At 56.6% G+C, this 22763-nt stretch carries 20 protein-coding genes and 1 tRNA gene; 14 read left to right on the top strand and 7 right to left on the bottom strand.

Translation table 11 applies throughout. The annotated features are described in order from the left end of the window. Nucleotides 1-44: 44 nt before the first annotated feature. The 3 genes from M5M_RS10150 to M5M_RS10140 all read right to left on the bottom strand — a co-directional run bounded on the left by M5M_RS10150 (nucleotide 45) and on the right by M5M_RS10140 (nucleotide 2697). Nucleotides 45-719: an energy-coupling factor ABC transporter permease gene (locus M5M_RS10150; RefSeq protein ID WP_015047396.1), complete on the bottom strand. Its 675-nt coding sequence runs from the start codon at nucleotides 717-719 to the stop codon at nucleotides 45-47. A 55-nt stretch (nucleotides 720-774) separates the two neighbouring features. Continuing rightward, on the bottom strand, nucleotides 775-2169 hold the full coding sequence (locus M5M_RS10145; protein ID WP_015047395.1) for a sensor domain-containing diguanylate cyclase: 1395 nt from the start codon (nucleotides 2167-2169) through the stop codon (nucleotides 775-777). A 441-nt stretch (nucleotides 2170-2610) separates the two neighbouring features. Continuing rightward, nucleotides 2611-2697, bottom strand: a tRNA-Leu gene (locus M5M_RS10140). A gap of 189 nt (nucleotides 2698-2886) precedes the next feature. Between M5M_RS10140 and rnr the strand changes: the two genes are divergently transcribed. The 12 genes from rnr to panD all read left to right on the top strand — a co-directional run bounded on the left by rnr (nucleotide 2887) and on the right by panD (nucleotide 13656). After that, entirely contained in the window at nucleotides 2887-5391 is a 2505-nt protein-coding gene (rnr, locus tag M5M_RS10135) for a ribonuclease R (protein WP_015047394.1), read from the top strand. Nucleotides 5392-5489: 98 nt separating this feature from the next. Next, entirely contained in the window at nucleotides 5490-6239 is a 750-nt protein-coding gene (gene rlmB / locus M5M_RS10130) for a 23S rRNA (guanosine(2251)-2'-O)-methyltransferase RlmB (protein WP_015047393.1), read from the top strand. Nucleotides 6240-6867: 628 nt separating this feature from the next. Then, entirely contained in the window at nucleotides 6868-7302 is a 435-nt protein-coding gene (gene rpsF, locus M5M_RS10125) for a 30S ribosomal protein S6 (RefSeq protein ID WP_015047392.1), read from the top strand. Between the two features lie 13 nt (nucleotides 7303-7315). After that, nucleotides 7316-7543, top strand: coding sequence for a 30S ribosomal protein S18 (rpsR, locus tag M5M_RS10120; protein WP_016389337.1), 228 nt, complete (start codon nucleotides 7316-7318; stop codon nucleotides 7541-7543). Between the two features lie 39 nt (nucleotides 7544-7582). Beyond that, nucleotides 7583-8440 carry a YybS family protein gene (locus tag M5M_RS10115; protein ID WP_024330290.1) on the top strand — a complete coding sequence of 286 codons (858 nt, stop codon included), beginning with the start codon at nucleotides 7583-7585 and terminating at the stop codon, nucleotides 8438-8440. Between the two features lie 33 nt (nucleotides 8441-8473). Continuing rightward, the gene (gene rplI, locus M5M_RS10110; protein ID WP_015047390.1) at nucleotides 8474-8920 is read left to right on the top strand and encodes a 50S ribosomal protein L9; all 447 of its coding nucleotides are present in this window, start codon (nucleotides 8474-8476) and stop codon (nucleotides 8918-8920) included. Between the two features lie 139 nt (nucleotides 8921-9059). Beyond that, complete coding sequence (gene dnaB / locus M5M_RS10105) at nucleotides 9060-10523, top strand: replicative DNA helicase (RefSeq protein ID WP_015047389.1); 1464 nt, start codon at nucleotides 9060-9062, stop codon at nucleotides 10521-10523. 277 nt (nucleotides 10524-10800) lie between these two features. Further along, nucleotides 10801-11199: a DUF1304 domain-containing protein gene (locus M5M_RS10100; protein WP_244431025.1), complete on the top strand. Its 399-nt coding sequence runs from the start codon at nucleotides 10801-10803 to the stop codon at nucleotides 11197-11199. Between the two features lie 141 nt (nucleotides 11200-11340). After that, the gene (locus M5M_RS10095; protein WP_015047387.1) at nucleotides 11341-11841 is read left to right on the top strand and encodes an REP-associated tyrosine transposase; all 501 of its coding nucleotides are present in this window, start codon (nucleotides 11341-11343) and stop codon (nucleotides 11839-11841) included. Then, on the top strand, nucleotides 11838-11960 hold the full coding sequence (locus M5M_RS20990) for a hypothetical protein (protein ID WP_276324560.1): 123 nt from the start codon (nucleotides 11838-11840) through the stop codon (nucleotides 11958-11960). Before M5M_RS10095 ends, M5M_RS20990 begins: the two co-directional genes overlap by 4 nt. 456 nt (nucleotides 11961-12416) lie before the next feature. Beyond that, nucleotides 12417-13268 (top strand): pantoate--beta-alanine ligase, encoded by an 852-nt coding sequence (gene panC / locus M5M_RS10090; RefSeq protein WP_015047386.1) that lies wholly within the window; start codon nucleotides 12417-12419, stop codon nucleotides 13266-13268. Between the two features lie 7 nt (nucleotides 13269-13275). Continuing rightward, entirely contained in the window at nucleotides 13276-13656 is a 381-nt protein-coding gene (gene panD / locus M5M_RS10085; protein ID WP_015047385.1) for an aspartate 1-decarboxylase, read from the top strand. An 18-nt stretch (nucleotides 13657-13674) separates the two neighbouring features. Here panD and M5M_RS10080 read toward each other — a convergent pair whose 3' ends face one another. The 3 genes from M5M_RS10080 to M5M_RS10070 all read right to left on the bottom strand — a co-directional run bounded on the left by M5M_RS10080 (nucleotide 13675) and on the right by M5M_RS10070 (nucleotide 16711). Continuing rightward, nucleotides 13675-14493, bottom strand: coding sequence for a CPBP family intramembrane glutamic endopeptidase (locus M5M_RS10080; protein WP_015047384.1), 819 nt, complete (start codon nucleotides 14491-14493; stop codon nucleotides 13675-13677). A 34-nt stretch (nucleotides 14494-14527) separates the two neighbouring features. Further along, nucleotides 14528-15094, bottom strand: coding sequence for a c-type cytochrome (locus M5M_RS10075; RefSeq protein WP_015047383.1), 567 nt, complete (start codon nucleotides 15092-15094; stop codon nucleotides 14528-14530). Nucleotides 15095-15157: 63 nt separating this feature from the next. Further along, the gene (locus tag M5M_RS10070) at nucleotides 15158-16711 is read right to left on the bottom strand and encodes a hybrid sensor histidine kinase/response regulator (protein ID WP_015047382.1); all 1554 of its coding nucleotides are present in this window, start codon (nucleotides 16709-16711) and stop codon (nucleotides 15158-15160) included. 326 nt (nucleotides 16712-17037) lie between these two features. On the opposite strand from M5M_RS10070, the gene M5M_RS10065 reads away from it, so the two are divergent. Then, the gene (locus M5M_RS10065) at nucleotides 17038-20013 is read left to right on the top strand and encodes a TonB-dependent receptor (RefSeq protein WP_015047381.1); all 2976 of its coding nucleotides are present in this window, start codon (nucleotides 17038-17040) and stop codon (nucleotides 20011-20013) included. Between the two features lie 582 nt (nucleotides 20014-20595). Next, the gene (locus M5M_RS10060; RefSeq protein WP_015047380.1) at nucleotides 20596-21390 is read left to right on the top strand and encodes a PhoH family protein; all 795 of its coding nucleotides are present in this window, start codon (nucleotides 20596-20598) and stop codon (nucleotides 21388-21390) included. Nucleotides 21391-21487: 97 nt separating this feature from the next. On the opposite strand, the gene M5M_RS10055 is transcribed toward M5M_RS10060, so the two are convergent. Continuing rightward, complete coding sequence (locus M5M_RS10055) at nucleotides 21488-22699, bottom strand: ammonium transporter (RefSeq protein ID WP_015047379.1); 1212 nt, start codon at nucleotides 22697-22699, stop codon at nucleotides 21488-21490. Nucleotides 22700-22763 lie beyond the last annotated feature (64 nt).

Genomic DNA, 22763 nt, shown 5'->3' with positions numbered 1-22763 from the left:
AAAGGCCTGCAATTGCAGGCCTTTTTTATTCGCTCAGAAGCGAGCTAGCGGGTAAACCAGTCATCCCGATAGGTGCGCAACAGATCTGGGTGCAATACCGTTAACAGCGTGGCTAAGGTGCCATTGATGAAGCCTTCAGGAAACATCAGTAGCACGGTAATCAGGTAATGATCCATCAACACATCGAACAGCAGGTCGTTGCCTATGAGCCAGAAAAGCAACAGGGCGGTGAGTGTCATGACCTGAACGCCAAGCCCAGCGCCAAAGAAACCAACACCAAGAAAGTAAGTAAAAGGGTTCTTGAAACTGAGGCGATTCACCAGCCCGATCATCAGCCAGGTCCAGCCGGCAGGGACCGCAACCTGTAACACATATTCCAGTGGCATCGCTTGCCAAAGTCCGTTCGCGCCAGACATCTGCATAAACAGGTGTTGGACCAGAACGCCGGCGGCGCCGGCCACCAGTGCCAGGCGCAGGCCGAACAGCATGACGGTAACGGTGATCAGCAGCGGGTGAAACGCCAGCAATTCCCTGACTTCTACCTGCAAGGTCCAGAACACCCCCAGGCCGAGACAACTGAAAAAGAAGGCGTGCTGGCGCACAGAGACCGACCCCAACTGGCGCCACGGGGCAGACCAGAGTGCGATAGCCAATAGCATCAGGGCGACGAGGCCGGTGCTGACAAACAGACCGGGATTGGGGGCGATGAGCAGATTCATGCTGCAATGCTAAACGCACCGCGGGCGCGTGTCAGTACGGCCGAGGGGGACGCGGCTACGCCGTGTGCCCCACCAGGCGGTTTCGACCTGCATGTTTGGCTTCATACAGCGCGCTGTCAGCACGCTGTAGCAGATTGGATATGGAGTCGAGCTGCGTTGTTGTGACCGTGCAATAGCCGATACTGCAGGTAAAACCACCCGATGCCAACGAGTGTGTGAGGCTTTCGATGTTTGCCCTTAATCGCTCGAGTACATGAACTGCTTCTTGTTGGTTGTTGGCCAGTGAAGCAATCGCGAACTCCTCGCCGCCCAGGCGTCCGAAGGCATCTTCGGTGCGCAGCGAATCGCGCAAGATCTTGGCCGCCAGTATGAGCGCCCGGTCTCCGGCATCGTGGCCGTGCTGGTCATTGATGGCCTTAAAATGATCGATATCCAGAATCGCCACGCACAGTGTGCAGTTCTGCCGCTGCATGCGCGCCAGTTGCGATTCGGCGAGTTGGAAAAACGCCTTGCGATTAGGTAATCCGGTCAGGTAGTCCTCATAGGCGAGGCGGTGCAGCTCTGAATTTTTCTGTTTGAGTTCCTGGGTTTGCGTATCAATTAATTGTTCCAGCTCCGAGCGCATCAGTTTCAGGTCTGCATTGCGCTGTTCCAGCATGTCGCTGTAGTGAGTGGCCTGTGTGATATCGCGCTCAATGGCGGCGAAATGGGTCACTTCGCCGTAACGGTTTTTGAGTGGGAAAATGCTCAGGTCGAGCCAGTAAGGGGTGCCGGTTTTGGAGTAGTTGAGAATTTTTTGCCGGCACGGTTGCCGGGCTTCCAGCGCTTCAAAAATGCGTTTGCGCGCACCAGCATCGGTATCCTTGCCTTGCAATATACGCGGCGTTTCCCCTATCACTTCATCGGCGGTATAACCGGTGAGCGATTCGAAGGCTTTGTTCACATAGACGATGCGCGGGCCGAACGGGGCTTTGATGTTGTCGGCTTCGGTGACCAGCACCACATCCTGGGTGTTGTGCAAAATATCGGCGAAGGAAAACTGGGATTTGCGATCGGTAATATCGGTAAAGCTGACGATAATAAAGCCGTTGTTGCTGTCGAGTTTGCCTTCCGGGTAAGCATTCACCGAAAACCAGCTGATGTCCCTGTGTTGCGAATCCACCACCTCGAGCACCTGGTCATGGATGGCTTTTCCTGTGTGCTTCACCCGGTTAACCGGGTACTGATCCAACGGCAATGGCACGCCATCGGGGTCGATAAATTTCCACTGCGGGTCGAGCGCGTCCTTGCCAATCATCTGGGCGTAAGTAAGCTTTAACAGTCTGAGCGCTGTGGGGTTGGCATAGATGACAGCCGTGTCTGCGGTGTGGATGACCACGCCAATATTGGCGTGCTCCAGGAGCTTCAGTAGCCCTACCTGCTCCACTTGCTTGAACGTCCCGGTATTCATCAGTGACTCCGGCATTCGGCGATTGGGCAATGATCCAGTGTAGATAAAGTTTACGGCGGTTGCAGGTGCCTGAGCATAGCCCCATTTATCCGTGCTGGAATGCAGCCGGGTATAAAAACTGCTTAAAGAGAGGGTGCCTTATGTATGGTGCCCAGAAGAGGGTGAGCCAAACGTTTGTGAAGCGATTAGCTTCACGTGCCGGCGAACGCACACCAGCTTTGCTGGCGGGCCGGCAGTCCGTGGGCACACAAAGAAAAAGGCCCTGATCTTCCGATCAGGGCCTTTCTTCAATATGGTGCCCAGAAGAGGGTGAGCCAAACGCTGGTGAAGCGATTAGCTTCACGTGCCGGCGAACGCACGCCAGCTTTGCTGGCGGGCCGGCAGTCCGTGGGCACATAAAGAAAAAGGCCCTGATCTTTCGATCAGGGCCTTTCTTTAATATGGTGCCCAGAAGAGGACTTGAACCTCCACGGCCGTAAGGCCACTAACACCTGAAGCTAGCGTGTCTACCAATTTCACCATCTGGGCAGGTCAGCGTTTAGCTGAGGCGCGCACTATAGTGATCTGGTATATGCTTGTCAATTGTCCCGCGCGAAAAAATCTGAGGTTTTTGCCGGAACTTGCTGGCCAGCGCCTACTCTTAGGGTATAGTGCGCCCATTGACGGTGATGCCTATATTAAAGGACGCACACCCCATTTGATTTAAAGGAACAACTATTGATCAAGAAACGATCGTTTAAGCAAGACCCCCATGCCCGCCGTGAGGCAGACAAGTACGAAAACCCCATCCCCAGTCGCGAATTCATTACCGAACTGCTCAATCAGGCCCCGGGGCCGCTGGATTTCGACCAGATCGCCTTCAGCCTATCGCTTACGTCCGATGAAAACCGCGAGGCCCTGCGCCGTCGGCTGATTGCCATGTCGCGCGATGGCCAGCTGATCAGCAACCGCCGGGGCGGCTATGCCGTGGTGAACAAGGTGGATCTGGTGCGCGGGCGCGTGCAGGGCCATAAGGATGGCTACGGCTTTCTGATTCCGGCCGAGGGCGGGGAAGACATCTATTTATACAACCGCCAGATGCGCAAGGTATTTGACGGCGATGAAGTGCTGGTGCGCATCTCCGGCACCGACAGTCGCGGCCGCACCGAGGGCGTGATCGTCGAAGTGTTGGCGCACAACACCCATCAGGTGGTGGGGCGTCTGGTGCGTGACCAGTCGGTGGCCTTTGTGCGGCCGGAGAACCCGCGCATCCTGCACGAGATTCTGGTGCCCGCGGAAGATCAGAAAGGCGCGGCTGACGGCCAGATTGTGGTGGTGGAAATTACCCAGCAGCCGGGCTCACGCCAGATGGTGCAGGGCCGGGTTATTGAAGTGCTGGGCAACCACATGGCGCCGGGCATGGAAATCGACGTGGCCATCCGCGCCCACGGTATCCCGCACATGTGGCCGGGCGCGGTGCGCAAAGAGGCAGAGCAATTGCCCGCCGAAGTGGCCGAGCCGGATAAACTGCACCGGGTCGACGTGCGCAAAATGCCCTTCGTCACCATCGACGGTGAAGATGCCCGCGACTTCGATGATGCCGTGTATTGTGAGCCCAAGCGCTCCGGTGGTTGGCGCTTGTTCGTGGCCATTGCCGATGTCTCCCACTATGTGAAGGTGGGCTCGGCGCTGGATAAAGAAGCGGTGGTGCGCGGCAACTCGGTGTACTTCCCCGATCACGTGGTGCCCATGCTGCCAGAGGCGCTATCCAACGGCCTGTGCAGCCTGAACCCCAAGGTGGACCGCCTGTGCATGGTGTGCGAGATGACCATCTCCTCCACCGGCAAGATCAGCGGTTACAAGTTTTATGAAGGCGTGATGCATTCCCATGCGCGCCTGACCTACACCCAGGTGGGTGCCGCCATTGAAGCGGCCACGGGCGGCAAAGATACCCGCAGCCTCGGGCGCAAGATGCTCGATGGTTTGCTCGGGCGCGCGCCCAGTGTATCGGGTGTGCCGGGCAAGCTGATGCCGCAGATTCTGGAGCTGCACAAGCTCTACCTGACCCTGCGCGAAGCCCGCGACGAGCGCGGCGCCATCGACTTCGAGACGGTGGAAACGCGCATCGTGTTCAACCGCGAGCGCAAGATCGACAAGATAGTGCCGGTGGTGCGCAACGACGCCCACAAGCTGATTGAAGAGTGCATGCTGGCGGCCAACGTATGCGCCGCTCGTTTCCTGGAGAAACACGAAGTGCCCGGTCTGTACCGGGTACACAAGGGCCCGGCCGACCAGAAGCTGGATAACCTGCGCGAGTTCCTGGGCGAGCTGGGGCTGGATCTGCCCGGTATCGGTACACCCACGCCCAAGGATTACCAGTCGGTACTCACTCAGATTGCCGGCCGGCCCGATGCCCATATTATCCAGATGGTGATGCTGAGGAGTCTGTCGCAGGCGGTGTATCAGCCCGATAACGAAGGCCATTTCGGTTTGGGCTACAAAGAATACGGCCACTTTACCTCGCCCATCCGGCGCTACCCCGATCTGCTGATGCACCGGGCCATCCGTTCGGTGATCCGCTCCAAGCGCGACACCAAGCTGGTGGAGCGGGTGAAGGGTGCCGGTGAAATCGCTAAACGCGATATTTACCCCTACGATTTCAACGATCTGCTGGTGCTGGGTGAAGGCTGCTCGCAAACCGAACGTCGGGCCGATGAGGCCACCCGCGATGTGATGACCTGGCTCAAATGCGAATACCTGCAGGACCATGTGGGTGATGAATTTGAGGGTGTGGTCTCGGGCGTGACCGGCTTTGGTCTGTTTGTGGAGCTGAAAGAGCTGTACACCGACGGCCTGGTACATGTGACCAGCCTGCCGCACGATTACTACCATTATGATGCGCCTCATCACCGGTTGGTGGGTGAGCGCTCGCGTACCGTGTTCCAGTTGGGCGACGAGCTCAAGGTGCAGGTGGCGCGGGTGGATTTGGATGAGCGCAAGGTGGATTTCGAGTTGGTGGAGGTGTTGTCCAGCCGGCGTCTGTCAGTCACCAAAAAGGCCGCCAAGGGCATTCGCCAGACGGTGAAAAAGCAGGCGCGCGCCAAGGCCGAGGCCGATCGCGATCCGAAACCGGCCAAGGGCAAGCGCGCGGCCAGTAAGGGTGGTCCGCGCGGCGATGGCAAGGCCACCGCTTCCCGCAAGGGCGCAACGAGTGCTAAAAAAGCACCCAGAAAACGTAAATGAGTCTGGCGGTGTGGCCGGCGCGCGCTTGTAGGAGCCGATTTCCATCGGCGAATGGGCAGTGATGATCACACCGGTAAAGACCCAATGAAATGTAAGCAATGAAATCAGAATTAGTATTTGGCCTGCATGCGGTGCAGGCAGTGGTGAAAAGCGCGCCCCAGCGCATTCGCAAGCTCATGCTGCTCACCGGTCGTGAGGACCAGAAGCTGGCGAAAATCGTGGCCTTTGCCGAGCGTGAGGGTATCGCCATGGAGCGCTGGAGCCGCACCAAGCTGGATCAGTTGGTAGATGGCGAGAACCATCAGGGCGTGGTGGCGGAGTGCGACCGGGGTGAGCTGCACGACGAGGCCTTCTTGTTCCGTATGCTGGAAAGCCTGTCTGTGCCGCCTTTTCTGCTGATTCTCGACGGCGTTACCGACCCCCATAATCTCGGCGCCTGCATGCGCAGCGCCGAGGCGGCCGGTGTGCATGCGGTGATTGTGCCCAAGGACAATTCCGCCAGCCTGACCACTGTGGCCCGCAAGGTGGCCTGCGGCGCGGCCGAAGTGCTGCCTTTGGTGCCCGTGACCAATCTGGCGCGCTGCCTGAAGAAGTTGCAGGAGGCCGGCGTCTGGTTGCAGGGCGCGGCCGGTGAAGCAGCGGTGGATCTGTATCAGGCCGACCTGAAAGGCCCGCTCGGCATCGTGATGGGCGCCGAAGGTGACGGCCTGCGCCGGCTTACCCGCGAATGCTGCGATGGACTTATCAGCATCCCAATGGCCGGCGAAGTGTCCAGCCTCAACGTCTCCGTCGCCACCGGCGTCTGCCTGTTCGAAGCCGTCCGCCAACGCCGCGCGGTAAAACCGTAGACAGGATTAACGTAGGGTGGAATAAGCAAAGCGCATTCCACCTTCGCTCCCTCGCCCAAAGCGCCCCGCGCCTACGTCTTGGACAACCAAGCCCGTGCCAAGCGCAGGCCACCTACTGCCCTTTGCCGCTCGAACGTGGCAATCCTGCCCCGACTCGCTCCCGGGCCTTCCCTGGCCCTTGCAAAGGGCAGTAGGCGGCCGGCGTCCGGGGATCGTGCCATGCTTCCGCGGTTAAGCCCTGAATCAGAGCCCCTGCACGGCGCCCACCATCCCCCGCCCTTTACCGCTCGAACGTGGCGTCCTGCCCCGACTCGCTCCCGGGCTTCCATGCCCTTGCAAAGGGCGAGGGAATGGCCGGCGCTCAACCAGCGTGCCAGCCGTCCGCGATAGGGGTGGTGCGCCCAATAAGTCAGCTGCACCCTGTTTGCAGTTTGGCGCCCTCTAGGAATTAGCGCCTGGAGACTAGTTACTTGGGCCGATTGATCAAACTTGCACCAATTCCCCCCTTCCCCTACAATGCGCGACCCCAAATTTAACTGGTCGGACGGGGGTAGGCCTCGGTTTACAGATCTGACCCTCCTTGCTTCACCGCAATTGCGCGGGAAGCTTAACCCGTAAGGAGCTATCAATGCGTCATTACGAAATCGTTTTTCTGGTTCACCCGGACCAGAGCGAGCAGGTGCCCGGTATGGTCGAGCGCTACACTGCAGCCATCAATCAGGATGGCGGCAAGGTACACCGCTTGGAAGACTGGGGTCGTCGCCAGCTGGCTTACTCCATCAACAAAATCCACAAAGCACACTACATTCTGATGAACGTAGAGTGTTCTGAAGCGGCTTTGGAAGAACTGAACACCAACTTCCGTTACAACGACGCTGTTCTGCGTAACCTGGTGATCCGTCAGGACGAAGCTATCACTGAAGAATCACCCATCATGAAGGCCGAGAAAGAAGGTCGTGAGCGTAAAGCCCGCGCCGAAGCTCGTCGCGAAGCTGAAGCCCGCGAAGCCGCTCAAGATGACGACAGCGACGAAGACGACGCTGACGATTCCGAAGACGAATAAGGAGTAGCACACCATGGCACGTTTTTTCCGTCGTCGTAAGTTCTGCCGTTTCAGCGCCGAAGGCGTTAAGCAGATCGATTACAAAGACCTGGATACTCTGAAAGCGTACGTTTCAGAGACCGGCAAGATTGTACCTAGCCGTATCACTGGTACCAAGGCTAAGTACCAGCGTCAGTTGGCAACCGCGATCAAGCGCGCGCGCGTTCTGGCTCTGCTGCCTTACACTGATAGCCACGAATAAGTTTACGAGTTACGCGTGCAGGCCCTGCTGGAATTCATAATGCGTGGCCGCCTTCAGGCGGTAACCGCAGCGATGATCGGCAGTTGGTTCCCCCTGGTCAGTCCGGCCGTGGTGGCACTGGTAAGCCTGCGCAAGGGCGCCTTTGAAGGTGCCTTGGTGATGGTGGGGGCCATGTTGCCCGCACTGTTTGCCCTGGTGTTGAACACCCAGGGTATGAGCGACATAGGGCCAGCGATGGTCTTTGTCACCCTGCTGAGCCTGGTGGTGGTCATGTTGGCCGCCCAAGTGTTGCGCCTCACGGTATCGTGGGCCCGCACACTCACCGGTTTGGTGGCACTGTCGGCCGCGGCGGCATTGGTATTGGGGGTGTTTTTACCCGATCCGGTGCAGGCCATGACCGATGCGCTGGGTGACTTTATGCAACAGCTGGCAGCCAATGCGCCCGAGGGTGCGGTGGTGGCCAGCCCGGACGGCACCTTTGTGCTGGGCCTGATTGCCTTTGTTATCGCCTTAAGTGGTGTTGGCAGTCTGTTGTTGGCCCGCTGGTGTCAGGCCCGGTTGTACAACCCGGGTGGGTTTCAGCAGGAGTTTCATTCGCTCCGCTTAACGCCCGTCCAGGCGATGATCAGTGCGTTGGCCGCCATTTATTGCATGGTGCAGCCAATGGGCTATCAGCCGTGGGCCAGCTTGTTTTCGCTGCCCTTGTTGGTTGCAGGTGTCGCTTTGATCCATGCGCTGGTGCAGGCGCGCGGCTCGGGGCCAGGATGGTTGGTAGTAATGTACATAGCGCTGTTCGTATGGGCACCGCTCACTGCATTGCTGGCAGCTGTAGGACTGGCCGATACGTGGTTGAACATACGTGGTCGGCTGCAGGCGAAAGCGCCTTCAGACGACTGATGCAATAACATTGCAAATTTAGAGGAAACCGAGATGGAAGTTATTCTGCTCGAAAAAGTAGGCAAGCTGGGCAAGATCGGTGACAAGGTTGCCGTTAAAGCCGGTTTCGGCCGCAACTACCTGCTGCCGCAAGGCAAAGCGGTAATGGCTACTGCTGCTAACATCGCTGACTTCGAAGCGCGTCGCGCCGAGCTGGAAGCGGCTGCAGCTGAGAAGCTGGGTGAAGCGGAAGCCCGCGCTGCCAAGATCAACGAACTGTCTATCACCATCGCTGCCAATGTGGGCGACGAAGGTAAGCTGTTCGGTTCTATCGGCACTCGCGACATCGCTGATGCAGCCACCGCTGCCGGCGTTGAAATCGACAAGGCTGAAGTACGTCTGCCCGAAGGCGCCCTGCGCGTTGTGGGTGAGTACGAAGTTGACGTTCAGGTTCACGCCGACGTTACCGCCGTACTGAAGCTGGCGATCGTTGCCGAATAATTCGGTAACAGCCTCTGGCTTCTGACCCCACTCGGGGTACAATCGGGCACTCTGTTGTATTTACCGGCTCGCCGGTGGGTATGGCGAGTGCCCGTTTTGTTTTTCAGGCTTCCATTCAATAACAGACAACTAAGCATTTATGGCAGATCCCAAACCCCGCGCCCGCTCATTTGACGACGAAGACAAGGCCAGTCCCTCGCTGACCCTGCCGCACTCAATGGAAGCCGAGCAAGCGGTGTTGGGTGGCCTGATGCGCGATGCCAACCGCTTTGATGCGGTGGCCGAGCTGGTGAGCCCGGACGATTTCTTCCGCGACGATCACCGCCAGATTTTCACCATGATGCAGCGATTGATCGCCGCCGAGCAGCCCATTGATGCGGTAACGCTGGTGGACGAGCTGGATCGCAACGGTGAACTGGAGCGGGTGGGCGGCCACGGTTATCTGCTGGATCTGGCGGCCAATACGCCCTCGGCCGCCAACGTAGCGGCCTATGCCCGCATCATCCGCGAGCGCGCCACGCTGCGCGCGCTGATATCCGCCGCTAACGAAATCAGCCAGACCTCCATGAATCCGGCCGGCCTGGATTCCGATGACCTGTTACAGCTGGCCGAGCGCCGGGTCGCGGCCATTGCCGAAGACCGGCCCAAAGAAGGCGGTTTTATCGGTGCTGAATCCCTGTTGCATCAGGCAGTGTCGCGCATTGATGAATTGTTCCGCACCGATTCAGACCTTACCGGGATTTCCACCGGCTTGCAGGACCTGAATGAGCGCACCGCCGGCTGGCAGCCGGGTGAACTGATCATTCTCGCCGCGCGTCCGTCCATGGGTAAAACCGCACTGGCGCTGAACTTTGTGGAAGCGGCGTTGGCCAGCACCAGCAAGCCGGCGCTGGTGTTCAGTATGGAAATGCCCTCGGTGTCGTTGATCATGCGTATGCTGTCCAGCCTCGGCCGTATCGACGCGGGCAAATTGCGTAACGGCAAACTCACCGAAGAGGACTGGCCCAAGCTCTCCAGCGCGGTGGCCAAGCTCAAAGATAAACCGCTCTACATCGACGACACGCCCGCGCTTTCGCCGCAGGAAGTGCGCGCGCGCATCAAGCGCGTGGTGCGCCAACACTTTGGCAAGCTTCAGCAGGAAAACCCGGATACCCCGAGTGAAGAACTGGAAGCGCTGGCGCAGCCGGGCATGGTGATGGTGGATTACCTGCAGCTGATGCAGATCGCCAACTACACCGAAGGCCGCACCCAGGAAATTTCCGAAATTTCCCGCTCGCTCAAAGGCATTGCCAAAGAATTCAATTGCCCGGTGATTGCGCTGTCGCAGCTCAACCGCGGTGTGGAGCAGCGCCCCAACAAACGCCCCATGAACTCCGACCTGCGGGAATCCGGTGCCATCGAGCAGGACGCCGATGTAATCCTGTTCATCTACCGCGACGAATATTACAACGAAGACAGCCCCGACAAAGGCGTGGCCGAACTGATTATCGGCAAACAGCGTAACGGTGAAATCGGCACCAGCAAGGCCGCGTTTGTGGGCAAGTACACGCGCTTCGAGAATCTGGCACCAGACTACATGGCCCAACCCGATTACGGCCCGTAGCGCTAGCTGCGTTGCTGTGGCCGCGTTAAAAGCGCCGCTCGCGTGCTCATTTACACGCTGTAAACTCCGCGCGCTCGCGTCACTTTTGCCTTGCCACAGCGTCCTCGCAGAACGCGCTACGGATGTGCTTTGTAGGGTGGAATAAGCGAAGCGCATTCCACCTTCAAATTCCACCTTCACGCAAGGACAAAAAATTCACAAATAGAACCTTGGCCAATAATTGGTGGATTGCGCTACGCTTAATCCACCCTACGATTTTGCCGATTTACGGCATGTTGTGCTGATCATCAAGGAAGAATCAATGAACCTTCTCGCCGTTATTCTCGTTCTGATTGTTGCCCTTTTGCATATCGGTTTTCTGCTGCTGGAAATGGTTTGGTGGGATAAGCCGCTGGGGCGCAAGGTGTTCCGGATGTCGGAGGAGCAGGCAGCCGCCACCAAGGTGCTGGCGATGAATCAGGGTTTGTATAACGGCTTTCTGGCGGCGGGATTGTTGGTGGGGTCGTTGCTTGGCAATGATGTGTTGGTCACATTTTCGTTAGTGTGTGTAATAGTGGCCGGAGTCTTTGGAGCAATGACCGTGTCTTCTCGTATTCTGTGGATTCAGGCGGCGCCGGCGGTAGCGGCTTTGGTGGCGTGCTGGATTGCGCTACGCTTAATCCACCCTACAATATAATCCAATGAAACCTTACCGTAGGGTGGAATAAGCGAAGCGCATTCCACCTTCAAGTTCCACTTTCAAATTTCACCAGCAAAATAAACCAACAAAACCACAAAAAAATTCAAGGATGAATCCCTATCAACAAGGAGCGTTGATATGTCCAATTACCGCCGCTATTGGCAACCAGGCGGAACCTATTTCTTTACCGTAAACGCTAACCGAACAACCCGGGCGATTAATCTTATTCATCATGCAGACCTGCTACGAGAAGTGGTTGCGGATGTGCGCTCACGCCATCCCTTTGCTCTCCATGCCTGGGTGTTGCTGCCCGACCATTTGCATTGGGTTGCCAGCCTGCCGGAAGGCGTCTCCGATTTTTCTTCCCGCTGGCGCTTAATCAAAGCGAATTTCAGCAGGGCTTTACCAAAACTTGAACCCCTGTCGTCCAGAGCAGTAAAACGCGGCGAGCGGGGTATTTGGCAACACCGCTATTGGGAACATTGCATTCGCGACGAGCAAGATTTTGCTGCCCATGTGGATTATGTGCATATGAATCCGGTGAAGCATGGTCTTGTGGAGCATGTACGTGATTGGCCCCATTCGAGTTTCCATGCGTGGGTGGAAAGGGGGCGATACCCGGAGGATTGGGGCGGGTGACGGATCGAAGTGGTGGATTGCGCTGGCGCTTAATCCACCCTACGGTATACCCCGATTACCCGATTACCCGATTACCCGATTACCCGATTACCCGATTACCCGATTACCCGATTACCTGATTACCTGATTACCCGATTATCCGATTATCCGAAAACCCGTAGGGTGGAATAAGCGAAGCGCATTCCACCTTCAAATTCCACCTTCAAATTCCACCTTCAAATTCCACCTTCAAATTCCACCTTCAAATTCCAACTTCGCATTCCATCTTCAAATCCCATCTTCAACCACCCCCGCCACCAAACCACTAATTACGCACGAACAATACACACCTGATCGCCATAGTAGTTGTTGTCGTAATTACACTCTGACTGTGAGCCGGATACTTGTGATGTTTTCATGCTGATCTCCTGGGTTAATGGAAGCCAAAGCATGCCCGCTAGCCAGCAACTTCGCCAATGACTTTTCCCGAAGCCGGCATTCCATTAAACCGAACAATCCCTCCGATTTTGCTCGTGGTATTCAAACAATCGTTCGCGTAAAATCTGCGCGATTTTTGGGCTCCGGCAGAGGTTGCCATGCAGATATTCCACCATATTCAGTCCTTGCGGGATTCCCTGGCGGCCGAGCGTCGTGCCGGCAAGCGCATTGGCTTTGTGCCCACCATGGGCAATTTGCACGCGGGTCATATTGCGTTGATCAAGCAGGCGCAAACCACCAACGACATCGTCGTGTGCTCCATTTTTGTTAACGGGCTGCAGTTCGGCCTGAACGAAGACTGGGACAAATACCCGCGCACCTTCCGCGAAGATTGCGACAAGCTCAAAGCGGCCGGTTGCAATTACCTGTTCCACCCGGACGATGCGGAAATGTACCCCAACGGCCTGGACACCCAGACCCGGGTGATCTGCCCCACCATGACCGACGTGCTCTGTGGCGCATCGCGGCCCGGCCACTTTGAGGGCGTGACCACGGTGGTGAGCAAGCTGTTCAATATTGTGCAGCCCGACGAAGCGGTGTTTGGCATCAAGGATTATCAGCAGCTGGCCGTGATCCGCCGCATGACGGAAGATTTGTGCATGCCGATCCAGATTACCGCCGCGCCGATCCACCGGGAAGACGATGGCCTGGCCATGAGTTCGCGCAATTCTTATCTGAAACCGGACGAGCGCTCACGGGTAACCCAGTTGTATCAGTGTCTTACCACAACGGCAGAGAAAATCCGCCAGGGTGCGCGGGATTTTGATGCGCTGGAATCCGAGGCCAAGGCGGCGATTACGGCAGCAGGCTTCCGGCCGGATTACTTTTCCATCTGCAACAGCAAAACGCTGGCGCCGGCGGCGCACGATGACAAGCGCATTACCATTCTGGGTGCCATGTTCACCGCGGGTGCGCGTCTGATTGACAATATCTCGATTGAATTACCCTGAGGTCGCTATGATTTCTACTCTGCTGAAAGGCAAACTCCACATGGCCGCGGTGACGCAGGCCGAGCTTTGGTACGACGGCTCCTGCGCCATTGATCAGAACCTGGTTGAGCTGGCGGGTTTGCGCGAGTTTGAGCAAATCGATATTTACAACGTGTCCAACGGCGAGCGTTTTACCACTTATGTAATTCTGGCCGAGCGCGGCAGTGGCACCATTTCCATGAACGGTGCGGCCGCCCGCCGGGTACAGAAAGGCGATCGCGTGATCATCGCGGCCTATGGGCAGTTCACCGAAGCGGAAGCCAAACTGCATAAGCCCAAGCTGGTGTATCTGAACGACGACAACACCGTTGAGCGTTCCACCAACACCATTCCCGTACAGGTTGCCTGACAGATCTCCGGTGCCGGCTCAGGCTGGCACCGGATATTGCAGAAAAATAAAGTGCAGGCTGTTCACCGCAATATGCGTCCATACGCCGGCCCAGATGCTGCGGGTTAACCAGAAGGCCGCGCCATACACAATGCCTGCCAGCGTGGCCAGGATTACATAGAAGCTGCCGCCGCCAAAATGCAGTAAGCCAAAAATTCCACCCGCCACTATTACCGCCAGCCAGGCACCCTTGCCGGATTCTCCCAGCACGCGATGCAATTGCCGCTGTACCACGCCGCGGAAAAAAATTTCCTCGTTGATGACCACAAAGCACAGGTTGGCAATCATAAACAGGCCGGTAAACAGGCTCAGTTTGAAATCCCAGGCCAGACCCAGCGCCCAGGCAATCACGGCAATGAACAACGGCCCAAGTAGTAATAACGGCAGTTGTTTTTGCCAGCGCGAAAGGTCAATGCGGTGCCAGTCCACCATGGGCAGCAGCGCCAATCCAATCAGGGTTTTATTCAGTCCAGCTTTAATTGACCACTCGGCACTGATAGCCGAGAGCTTCTGCGTTGCTATCGGGCCTATGGCGTCTACCTTGGGCAATAGGCCAAAGGCAATTACCAGGGCACTTACAATCGCCGCCAGCGCACACACACCGGCCCAGCGGCCGTTGAGTTGCCGGTAACCAAGGGCGAATGCGAAGGGCAGCAGGTAGCTGGTGAGATCCAGCCATTGGATGGGTAGCAGCAGACCGCAGGCGACCAACACTATTGGCAGGGCCGCCCAGGGTTTATTCCATTTGAGTGCAGCGAAGGTTGCGCCCAGAGACAGCGCAGCAAACAGGTAAAACATAGTGGCATCCTTTTTCAGGCTGCCACTATACACCTTATGGCTTTTGGTAAACGCCGAAATACACGTGCGGCAAATCGCTTGCCTGGCCGGGTCGCACATTGGTGGGGACCTTGTGCGACACCGGTGCCAGACGTTTCAGATAACGGGCGATGGCGCGGGCATCGTCATCGGACATCTGGGCGTAGGCACTCCAGGGCATCACCGGCGATTGCCGGATGCCATGCCGGTCTTCACCGGCTTTCAGCATCAGCACAATGTCGGTTTCGCTCCAGTGGCCGAGCCCGGTGGTTTTGTCGGGTGTGAGGTTGGGGGGGAACACCATGCCGGGGTGTTCGACTTTTAACGGATTGGAAATGGCGATGCCGGTACGGGAACCGGCCAGCAATAACTTGCTGTTGGCCTGGCCGGTGAGGGCGCCGTCGGTATGGCAGCTTCCGCAACCCAGCAGTGTCACCAGATATTGGCCATGCTGGGCAAGTGGATCATTGCTCATGGCGTCTGGTGGCGCAGTGCCGGTATCCGGCTGCTTCTCCACAAATACCGGTACCGTTTGAGCGCAACCAACAATGAGCAATGCCGTGGCAATCAGGCGCAGTTTCATAAGCCAGTCCTCTTTGAATCATTAGACTCTAGCCGGGTTGGTCTGGCTATAAAATGATCTGCCTCAACCATTCTGGAGTTTGGCCAGCTCCGCCTCGAGCACCTCATAGGTAAACGGCTTTTGCACATAGCCGCGGATGCCGGAATCGAGCGCGGCGCTGACACGCTGATTGTTACTGTAGCCGGAGGCAATAATCGCCTTCACCTCCGGGTGAATCTTTTTCATTTCCAGAAACAGGGCGTGACCGTCCATGTCGGGCATGAGCATATCCAGAATCACCAGGTCGAGTGAGCGCCAGTGTTCTCGGAAATATTCCAGCGCCTTGAGCGGGTGATTGCTGGTTGCCACCTGATGGCCATGCAGGCTGAACAGCTGGCGGGAATACATCAGCACCATGTCCTCGTCATCCACCACCAGCATGGATACCGGTGCGCATTTGTGCTCTGGTGGAACGGGTTTGATGGAATCGGGTGCGGAGCAGGCGGGCAACAACAGCTCAAATAAGGTGCCTTTGCCGGGCGCGCTGATGCAGGAGATGGCGCCTTTGTGCAGGTGCATGGTGCCATAGGTGGTGGCCAACCCCATGCCGAGGCCAGCGCCGCGGGTCATCTCTTTGGTGGTAAAAAACGGCTCGAAAATATGTTGGGTAACCTCTTCGGTCATACCCTGGCCAGTATCCTCAATGCGCAGGCGCAAATAACGTCCGGCCGGCATGCGGAATTCACCAATGCTGGACTCAGCCTCAGTGGTGATTTCGTCCACGTCCATTCTGAAAACGCCACCATCGGGCATGGCGTCGCGGGCGTTCAATGCCAGGTTCAGTAACGCGTTTTTAATCTGCGTGGCATCACCCTGAAACCAGGCGTGTTCGGTGCGGGTCTGGTGTATCAGGCGGATGTTGCGCGGAAAGGTATGACGCAGAATCGTGACCGTATCTTCCACCAGGCCAAGCAGGTTGCAGTGCTTGAGTTGCACGTTGCCCTTGCGGGCAAAGGTCATAAGCTGATGGGTCAGATTTGCGGCAGAGGTAGCGGTGTTTACAATCAGCCGCGCCTGTTCGGTGACTTCGGTCTGCTGGCTGATTTCATCAATGATTTCGGCATAGCCGATAATGGCGTGGATGAGGTTGTTGAAATCGTGTGAAATGCCGCCGGCGAGCTGGCCAATGGCCTGCATTTTCTGGGCTTGTTGCAGTTCAATTTCCAGTTGCCGTTGCTTGGTAATATCGCTGCCGATACTGAGCGCACCCACGGGCTTGCCGCGATCGTCCAGCAGGACTTTGTTGGTCCAGCTGATCCAGCATCGCTCGCCGTTTTTCTTGATGTTTTCATTGACGTTGAGCGCGTAGTTTTCGGGATGGCGACAGATGTCTTCCATCAGTGGCCGCAAATCGCGACCGGTGCTCTCGTCTTCGGGCACAATGGTGCCCACCACGTGTTGGCCAATGATTTCCTCTGCGCTGAAGCCAAAGAACTTCTGCGCATATTCATTGAAAAACGTGATGATACCTTCCTGGTTCCAACGCAAGATAATGGAGTTGGCGTTTTCTACCAGCTCCCGGTAGCGCTCTTCACTGGCTTTGAGTTGGTTGTAGAGTTCAGTGAGATCCTGACTCATTACTGCTTCCACGGCCTTTCCCTGATTGTCACTACAATAGCCTGCCCCTCCGGTAAAAATCCACACCCTTTTATTCAGCCGGGCCTGATCTGCCCGCTAACGTGCTATCTCACTGATTTCATTAGCAAAAGTCCTCAGGCCGATCTGCAGTGGGTACTTCCGCCTCATTTTGTGTGTACATTATAAGATATATTGTATACAGTTCGTCGGTCGCTAAGGCTGCGACGGGTCCGGTTGGTCTCTGAAAGGGTGTTCGCTTGCGGGCGGGATTCGCCCCGGCAAGGCAGCCGGCCCACCTTTGCATAACAACAATCGAGGATAAGAATATGTCTGCCAAGCAGCACAATCGGGCTTGGGGATGGCGTCAATCGGCTTTGGCCGTCGCCATTGCCGCGCTGAGTACCACGCCTGCCCTGGGAGCGGAAACCAGTGGTGGTTCGCTCAAGGGGCGTGTCACTAACTCCAGTGGCGTGGGCCTTGCCAACGCCGAGATCACCGTTAAACACAAAGACAAGGGCATTACCCGCCAGGTCACCACCAATGAAAGTGGCGACTACCTGCTGCGCAATCTGCCGGTGGGCGAGTACGACCTGATGCTGGATAAATCCGGCTTTGGTGAAGTGAGCGTGTCCAACGTGCTGATCCGGGTAGGGCAGGCGAGTGTCTACGATGGCCAGTTGCTGGCCGACCACGAAACCATGGAGACCATCGAGGTGTTCGGTGCCCTGCAGCGCATGGTGGACACCGGCACTTCCACGGCGGGCCTGGTGATTACGCAGGAACAACTGGACGCCATGCCAGTGGGCAACGGCTTTGAGGCCATGGCGGTGCTGGCGCCGGGTGTGTCATCCAGCAGTAAATTTGGTGCGTCCAGTTTTGGTGGTTCCTCCTCAGCAGAGAATCTTTACTACCTCAACGGTCTGAATGTAAGCACCATCAAAACCGGCATTGGTTCGATCCGCCTGCCATGGGAAGCCATTCAGCAAACCGAAATCAAAACCGGTGGCATCAATCCCGAGTTTGGTGGTGCACTCGGCGGTGTGGTGAACGCGGTGTCAAAATCGGGTTCAAACGAATTCAACGTGGGTGCGAGCTACCGGCTGGACCCGAACGCGTTCAAGCAAAACCACGACTCAGTGTTTGACGATGCCGGTGATTACCACATCAATACCGAGCAGGACTCACTCACTTTCCAGGAGGCCAATATCTGGGCGTCTGGCCCGTTGATTGAGGACAAGGCGTTTTTCTATGCCTTGTACAATCCGCGCAATACCAAAGACACCTGGGCCTACGGCTCCAGCTATACCGAGCGCGAGCGCAAGGAAGACCGCTGGTTTGTAACGGTGGACTATCAGATCACCGACAACCACCGCATCGATGTCACCGGTATCAACTACGAGCGCAATGGTGAGCGCGACGGTTTTGCCTACGACCCGGCTTCTGATCGCGTGGGTGACTTTGTGTCCACCACCAAAGAGCGCGATGGCGGCCAGGTGTATGGCTTCCACTACAACGGTCAGTTAACCGATCGTTTTGCGGTGGATGTAGTACTGGGGCAGACCCGCGAAAAAGTCTACAACACGGCACAAAATGCCTTGCCGGGCGTGTGGGATTGCCGTACCGGCAATTGCATCGCTTACAGCAATCACACCGATTCCTCCATTGTGGAAGAAGACTACACCCGCAACCAATACAAAGTGGATTTGCGTTACGACTTTGACGATCACGCCTTGCAGGTGGGCATGGATCAGACCGAGCTGAACGTGGACTACTTGTCCACGCAGAACGGTGCACCCGGTGCCAATGGCTGGTGGGAAGTGCGCGTGGCGTCGGCAAACGATGTGTCTGGACTCCCGCAAGGCGAAGAGTATATCCGCCAGCGCATTCGCGATCGCGGTACCGATTCCACCGTTACCGCGCGGGCTTTTTATGTACAGGATTCCTGGCAGGTCAGTTCGGACCTGGTGTTGAATCTGGGTGCGCGCTACGAGCAATTTGAAAACACCGTCACCGGTGGTGAGGCCTACGTGGATACCGCGGGTCTGTCGCCGCGCCTGCAGGCCGTGTGGGATGTATTTGGCGACGGTGACACCAAAGCCTTCGCGTCGTTTGGCCGCTACTATCAGCCGGTCTCTGCCAACATGAATATCACCCAAGGCTCCTATTCGCGCGAAACCATGGATTACTACGCGCTCGCCGGTGTGGATGCCGATGGTCGCCCCTTGTTGAGCGCAGACGGTTCGCCCGAACGCGGTGCCAAAGTGCGCGACACCTACGTGCGTCAGGCCGGTATTGTTGAACCGGCACTCATTGCCAGCGGCAGCCTGAAAGGCATGTATGCCGATGAATTCACGCTCGGGTTTGAACGCGTGGTGCTGGATGGCATGGTGGTGGGCGTGCGCGGTGTTTATCGCGATCTGAAACGTTCGGTGGAAGACACCGATATCGGCCCGGTGCTGGAAAAGTATTTTGCCGACAACGGCATCACCGACAACGTGGGTCAGGGTTCTTACTATGTACTGAACAACCCGGGTGAAGCAATCTCCATCAGCTACGATTTTGACGGCGATGGCGTAGTGGATAATATTCACCTGAGTGAAGCGGATCTGGCGCTGCCAAAACCGTCGCGCACCTACACCGCACTGGAAACCACTTTCCGCGGCAATCTCACCGACAAACTGTATCTGGACGTCAGTTATGTATTGTCAAAAAGCCACGGCAATACCGAAGGCCTGGTGCGCACCGACAACGGGCAGGCTGACCCGGGTTGGACCACCAGCTACGACTACGCCGATCTCATGGACCACGGCAAAGGTGATTTGCCCAATGATCGCCGCCACGTCTTCAAACTCAACGGCTACTATGACCTGACTGAAAACTGGGTGGCCGGTTTTGTGGCAACCGTGGCGTCGGGTGCACCAAAAAATTACTTTTCCGTGCACCCGGATGGCGTAGACAGTTGCAGCGCTGGCAGCCCCTGGGAGGCCTGTGCATCCCAGTGGTATGACGAAGCATCCTTTTACGATGAAAACGGCAACCCGGCACCGCGCGGCTCGGCGGGACGACTGGATTGGACCACGCGAGTAGACCTGTCGCTGGCCTACAATGTGGATCTGTCCATGGGCCGCGTTAACGTGAAAGGAACAGTCTATAACCTGTTTAATGCCGATACCGCCACCGCAATTGTGGAGCAGCGTTCTATCGAAACGCAAAACGGTCGCGTGCGCAATCCAAATTATGGTTTGGCGGACGAGCGTTTAACCGCGCGGTTTGTCACATTGGAAGCGCGTTACGAGTTTTAACCCCTGGTGTGTCAGTGCCGGCGATTTATCGCCGGCAATCTTTCCTCAGACATTTACCCCGCGCGCGACGCCCGCCCGGGGTCTTTTTTTTAGGGGCGCGGCGCAGCCAACCGCAATTACAAATTTGGATTTCCTTGACAACTGATTGTGGGAGCGGCTTCCCAGCCGCGAAAATTTCCACTTTACAAACCCCAAAAATCATTGCATTCTGTTGTCTACTGTAAGACGCAAAGGTGATTGACTTTTGCTCACCGGCCTACGCATTGTGACGCAGGCTGTGAGGCAAGGCTTCCCCATCCCAGGCGTTTTGCCCCTCCCGGCCATGCGCCTGCTGTGTGAAAGCCTTCACGCAATTGTCATCTCCGCCCCGTTTAATCACTCTTAAGAAATTACTTTAAGTTTGAGTGCTTTAAGTAAAAAAGTTTTTGAGTGTGCAAAGGACATTGCACATTAAACGGTTGCACAATCTTCAGATATTTAAAAGCTAAGCGATGTAACGAGTTTTCAACTTTCATTCACCCGAAACAGGAGCCCGCAAGTCCGAACGCGTTATCAGTCACCAGTATCAATGGAGTTATACTCATGGCGAAACGATCGCAAGCGCGACACAAGCACTATGACGACCAATACGCAGACAAAAAATTAAAGAAAGCCGCCCGCAAGGCCCGCCGTAATCAAAGCAATGTGGTGGAATTAAACGCCCGCTACAATCCGACCGATACGGCCTACAGTACCCAGCGCAGCAATCAGCCTCTGAAAGCGCGCACCCCCGCCCAACAAACGTATATCAACGCCATCAACAACAACGCCCTCACGTTTGGCATCGGCCCGGCGGGTACCGGCAAGAGCTATTGTGCCGGTGCGCTCGCCGCGCGTGCGCTGGAAAGTGGTGAGGTGGAGCGCATTATCATCACGCGCCCGGCAGTTGAGGCGGGTGAGTCGCTCGGTTTTTTACCCGGCGCACTGGATGAAAAATTCGCCGTCTATATTGATGCCTTCCGCGACATTCTGAATGAGCGTCTGGGCAGCGGCACGGTGGATTACTGCTTACGCCACGGCCGGATTGTTGCCGCACCATTGGCCTACATGCGCGGTAAAACCTTTGATCACCGCACTTTTGTGATTCTGGATGAAGCACAAAACACTACCATCGAACAGATGAAAATGTTCCTCACCCGCATCGGGGAAGAGTGCAAAGTCGTGATCAATGGCGATATCCGCCAGAGTGATATTCGCGGCAAAAGCGGGTTGGCCGACGCGGTGGAGCGGCTTGGCGGCGTGAACAATGTGTACATTCACGAGTTCGAACGCGCCGATATTGTCCGTTCCGGATTAGTGCGGGAAATTATCGACCTGTACGAGCCAGACGACGAGTAATGATAATGTGTAGGAGCTGAATCCCTTCAGCGAAAGGGCCTTGCACCCTTAGTTTCGCCGAAGGGATTCGGCTCCTACAGATTTGCTTCTGTCTTAATTAATCGTTCGACACAGACCCGATCTTGTGAATAGACAGGTCCGCACCATTAAACTCGTCTTCTTCAGAAAGCCGGATACCGCTCACCGCATTCACCACAAAATACACGGCATAGCCGCCAATCAGCGCCACACCAATGCCGGCAAGCGTGCCAATCACTTGTGACATCAGGCTCACGCCGCCCAGACCGCCGAGTGCTTCTGAACCAAAAATACCTGCCGCAATGCCGCCCCAGGCGCCACACACGCCGTGCAGGGGCCACACGCCCAATACATCGTCCACCTTGTGCCAGCGGTTTTGCATGAACGTAAACAAAAACACGAACAGGCCGCCGGCCACGCCGCCGGCAATCAGCGCGCCGATGGGATGCATTAAATCCGAACCGGCACACACGGCCACCAGACCCGCGAGTGGACCATTGTGAATAAAGCCCGGGTCTTTTTTACCGGCCACCATGGCCACCAGCGTGCCGCCCACCATGGCCATCAGGCTGTTTACCGCCACCAGACCGCTGATGCCGTCGAGCGTTTGCGCACTCATCACATTGAAACCAAACCAGCCGATGCACAGAATCCACGCGCCCAAGGCAAGGAACGGAATATTGGACGGCGCAAAGGCCACCAGCTGGCCGTTGCGGATGCGGCCATTGCGGGTACCCAGAATAAGGATGGCGGCAAAGGCCACCCAGCCACCCACACCGTGTACTACCACAGAACCGGCAAAGTCATGGAAGCTGGCGCCAAAGGTGGCTTGCAGCCAATCCTGAAAACCGAAGTTGCCGTTCCAGATCAGGCCTTCAAAAAACGGGTACACCAGGCCCACAATCACCGCAGCGGCAATTAACATGGGGTAAAATTTCGCGCGCTCGGCCACGCCGCCGGAAATAATCGCGGGAATGGCGGCGGCAAAGGTGAGCAGGAAGAAAAACTTCACCAGCTCATAACCGTTGCTCATGGCCAGCTCGCTGGCGGGGGCGAAAAAGGTGGTGCCGTAGGCCACCCAATAGCCCACAAAAAAATACACCAGGGCCGAAATACCGAAGTCGGTGAGAATTTTCACCAGGGCATTCACCTGATTTTTCTGGCGTACGGTGCCCACTTCAAGGAAGGCAAAACCGGCATGCATGGCAAATACCATGATTGCGCCAAGCAAAATAAAATAAGTGTTGGCGCTGGCGACGAGCGTCTCCACCGCGCTGTTCAAGGGTTCCATAGGGTTTCCTTTTGCATCTTTATGGGGCGAAAACACAGGTCGGCACCACGATGGTGCGCAAAAG

Origin of the sequence: Simiduia agarivorans SA1 = DSM 21679, from assembly GCF_000305785.2 — a bacterium.
GTDB lineage: Bacteria > Pseudomonadota > Gammaproteobacteria > Pseudomonadales > Cellvibrionaceae > Simiduia > Simiduia agarivorans.
Note: the sequence above shows the minus strand (reverse complement) of the source record. Positions and strands in the feature narration are given on the sequence as shown.

Coding starts and splice junctions, on each gene's coding strand:
- M5M_RS10115 (WP_024330290.1), top strand. CDS start 7,583: ATGCGTGGCCGCCTTCAGGCGGTAACCGCAGCGATGATCGGCAGTTGG.
- M5M_RS10095 (WP_015047387.1), top strand. CDS start 11,341: ATGTCCAATTACCGCCGCTATTGGCAACCAGGCGGAACCTATTTCTTT.
- rpsF (WP_015047392.1), top strand. CDS start 6,868: ATGCGTCATTACGAAATCGTTTTTCTGGTTCACCCGGACCAGAGCGAG.
- rpsR (WP_016389337.1), top strand. CDS start 7,316: ATGGCACGTTTTTTCCGTCGTCGTAAGTTCTGCCGTTTCAGCGCCGAA.
- M5M_RS10145 (WP_015047395.1), bottom strand. CDS start 2,169: ATGAATACCGGGACGTTCAAGCAAGTGGAGCAGGTAGGGCTACTGAAG.
- panD (WP_015047385.1), top strand. CDS start 13,276: ATGATTTCTACTCTGCTGAAAGGCAAACTCCACATGGCCGCGGTGACG.
- M5M_RS10065 (WP_015047381.1), top strand. CDS start 17,038: ATGTCTGCCAAGCAGCACAATCGGGCTTGGGGATGGCGTCAATCGGCT.
- M5M_RS10070 (WP_015047382.1), bottom strand. CDS start 16,711: ATGAGTCAGGATCTCACTGAACTCTACAACCAACTCAAAGCCAGTGAA.
- M5M_RS10150 (WP_015047396.1), bottom strand. CDS start 719: ATGAATCTGCTCATCGCCCCCAATCCCGGTCTGTTTGTCAGCACCGGC.
- M5M_RS10080 (WP_015047384.1), bottom strand. CDS start 14,493: ATGTTTTACCTGTTTGCTGCGCTGTCTCTGGGCGCAACCTTCGCTGCA.
- rplI (WP_015047390.1), top strand. CDS start 8,474: ATGGAAGTTATTCTGCTCGAAAAAGTAGGCAAGCTGGGCAAGATCGGT.
- M5M_RS10075 (WP_015047383.1), bottom strand. CDS start 15,094: ATGAAACTGCGCCTGATTGCCACGGCATTGCTCATTGTTGGTTGCGCT.
- dnaB (WP_015047389.1), top strand. CDS start 9,060: ATGGCAGATCCCAAACCCCGCGCCCGCTCATTTGACGACGAAGACAAG.
- M5M_RS10060 (WP_015047380.1), top strand. CDS start 20,596: ATGGCGAAACGATCGCAAGCGCGACACAAGCACTATGACGACCAATAC.
- rlmB (WP_015047393.1), top strand. CDS start 5,490: ATGAAATCAGAATTAGTATTTGGCCTGCATGCGGTGCAGGCAGTGGTG.
- panC (WP_015047386.1), top strand. CDS start 12,417: ATGCAGATATTCCACCATATTCAGTCCTTGCGGGATTCCCTGGCGGCC.
- M5M_RS10055 (WP_015047379.1), bottom strand. CDS start 22,699: ATGGAACCCTTGAACAGCGCGGTGGAGACGCTCGTCGCCAGCGCCAAC.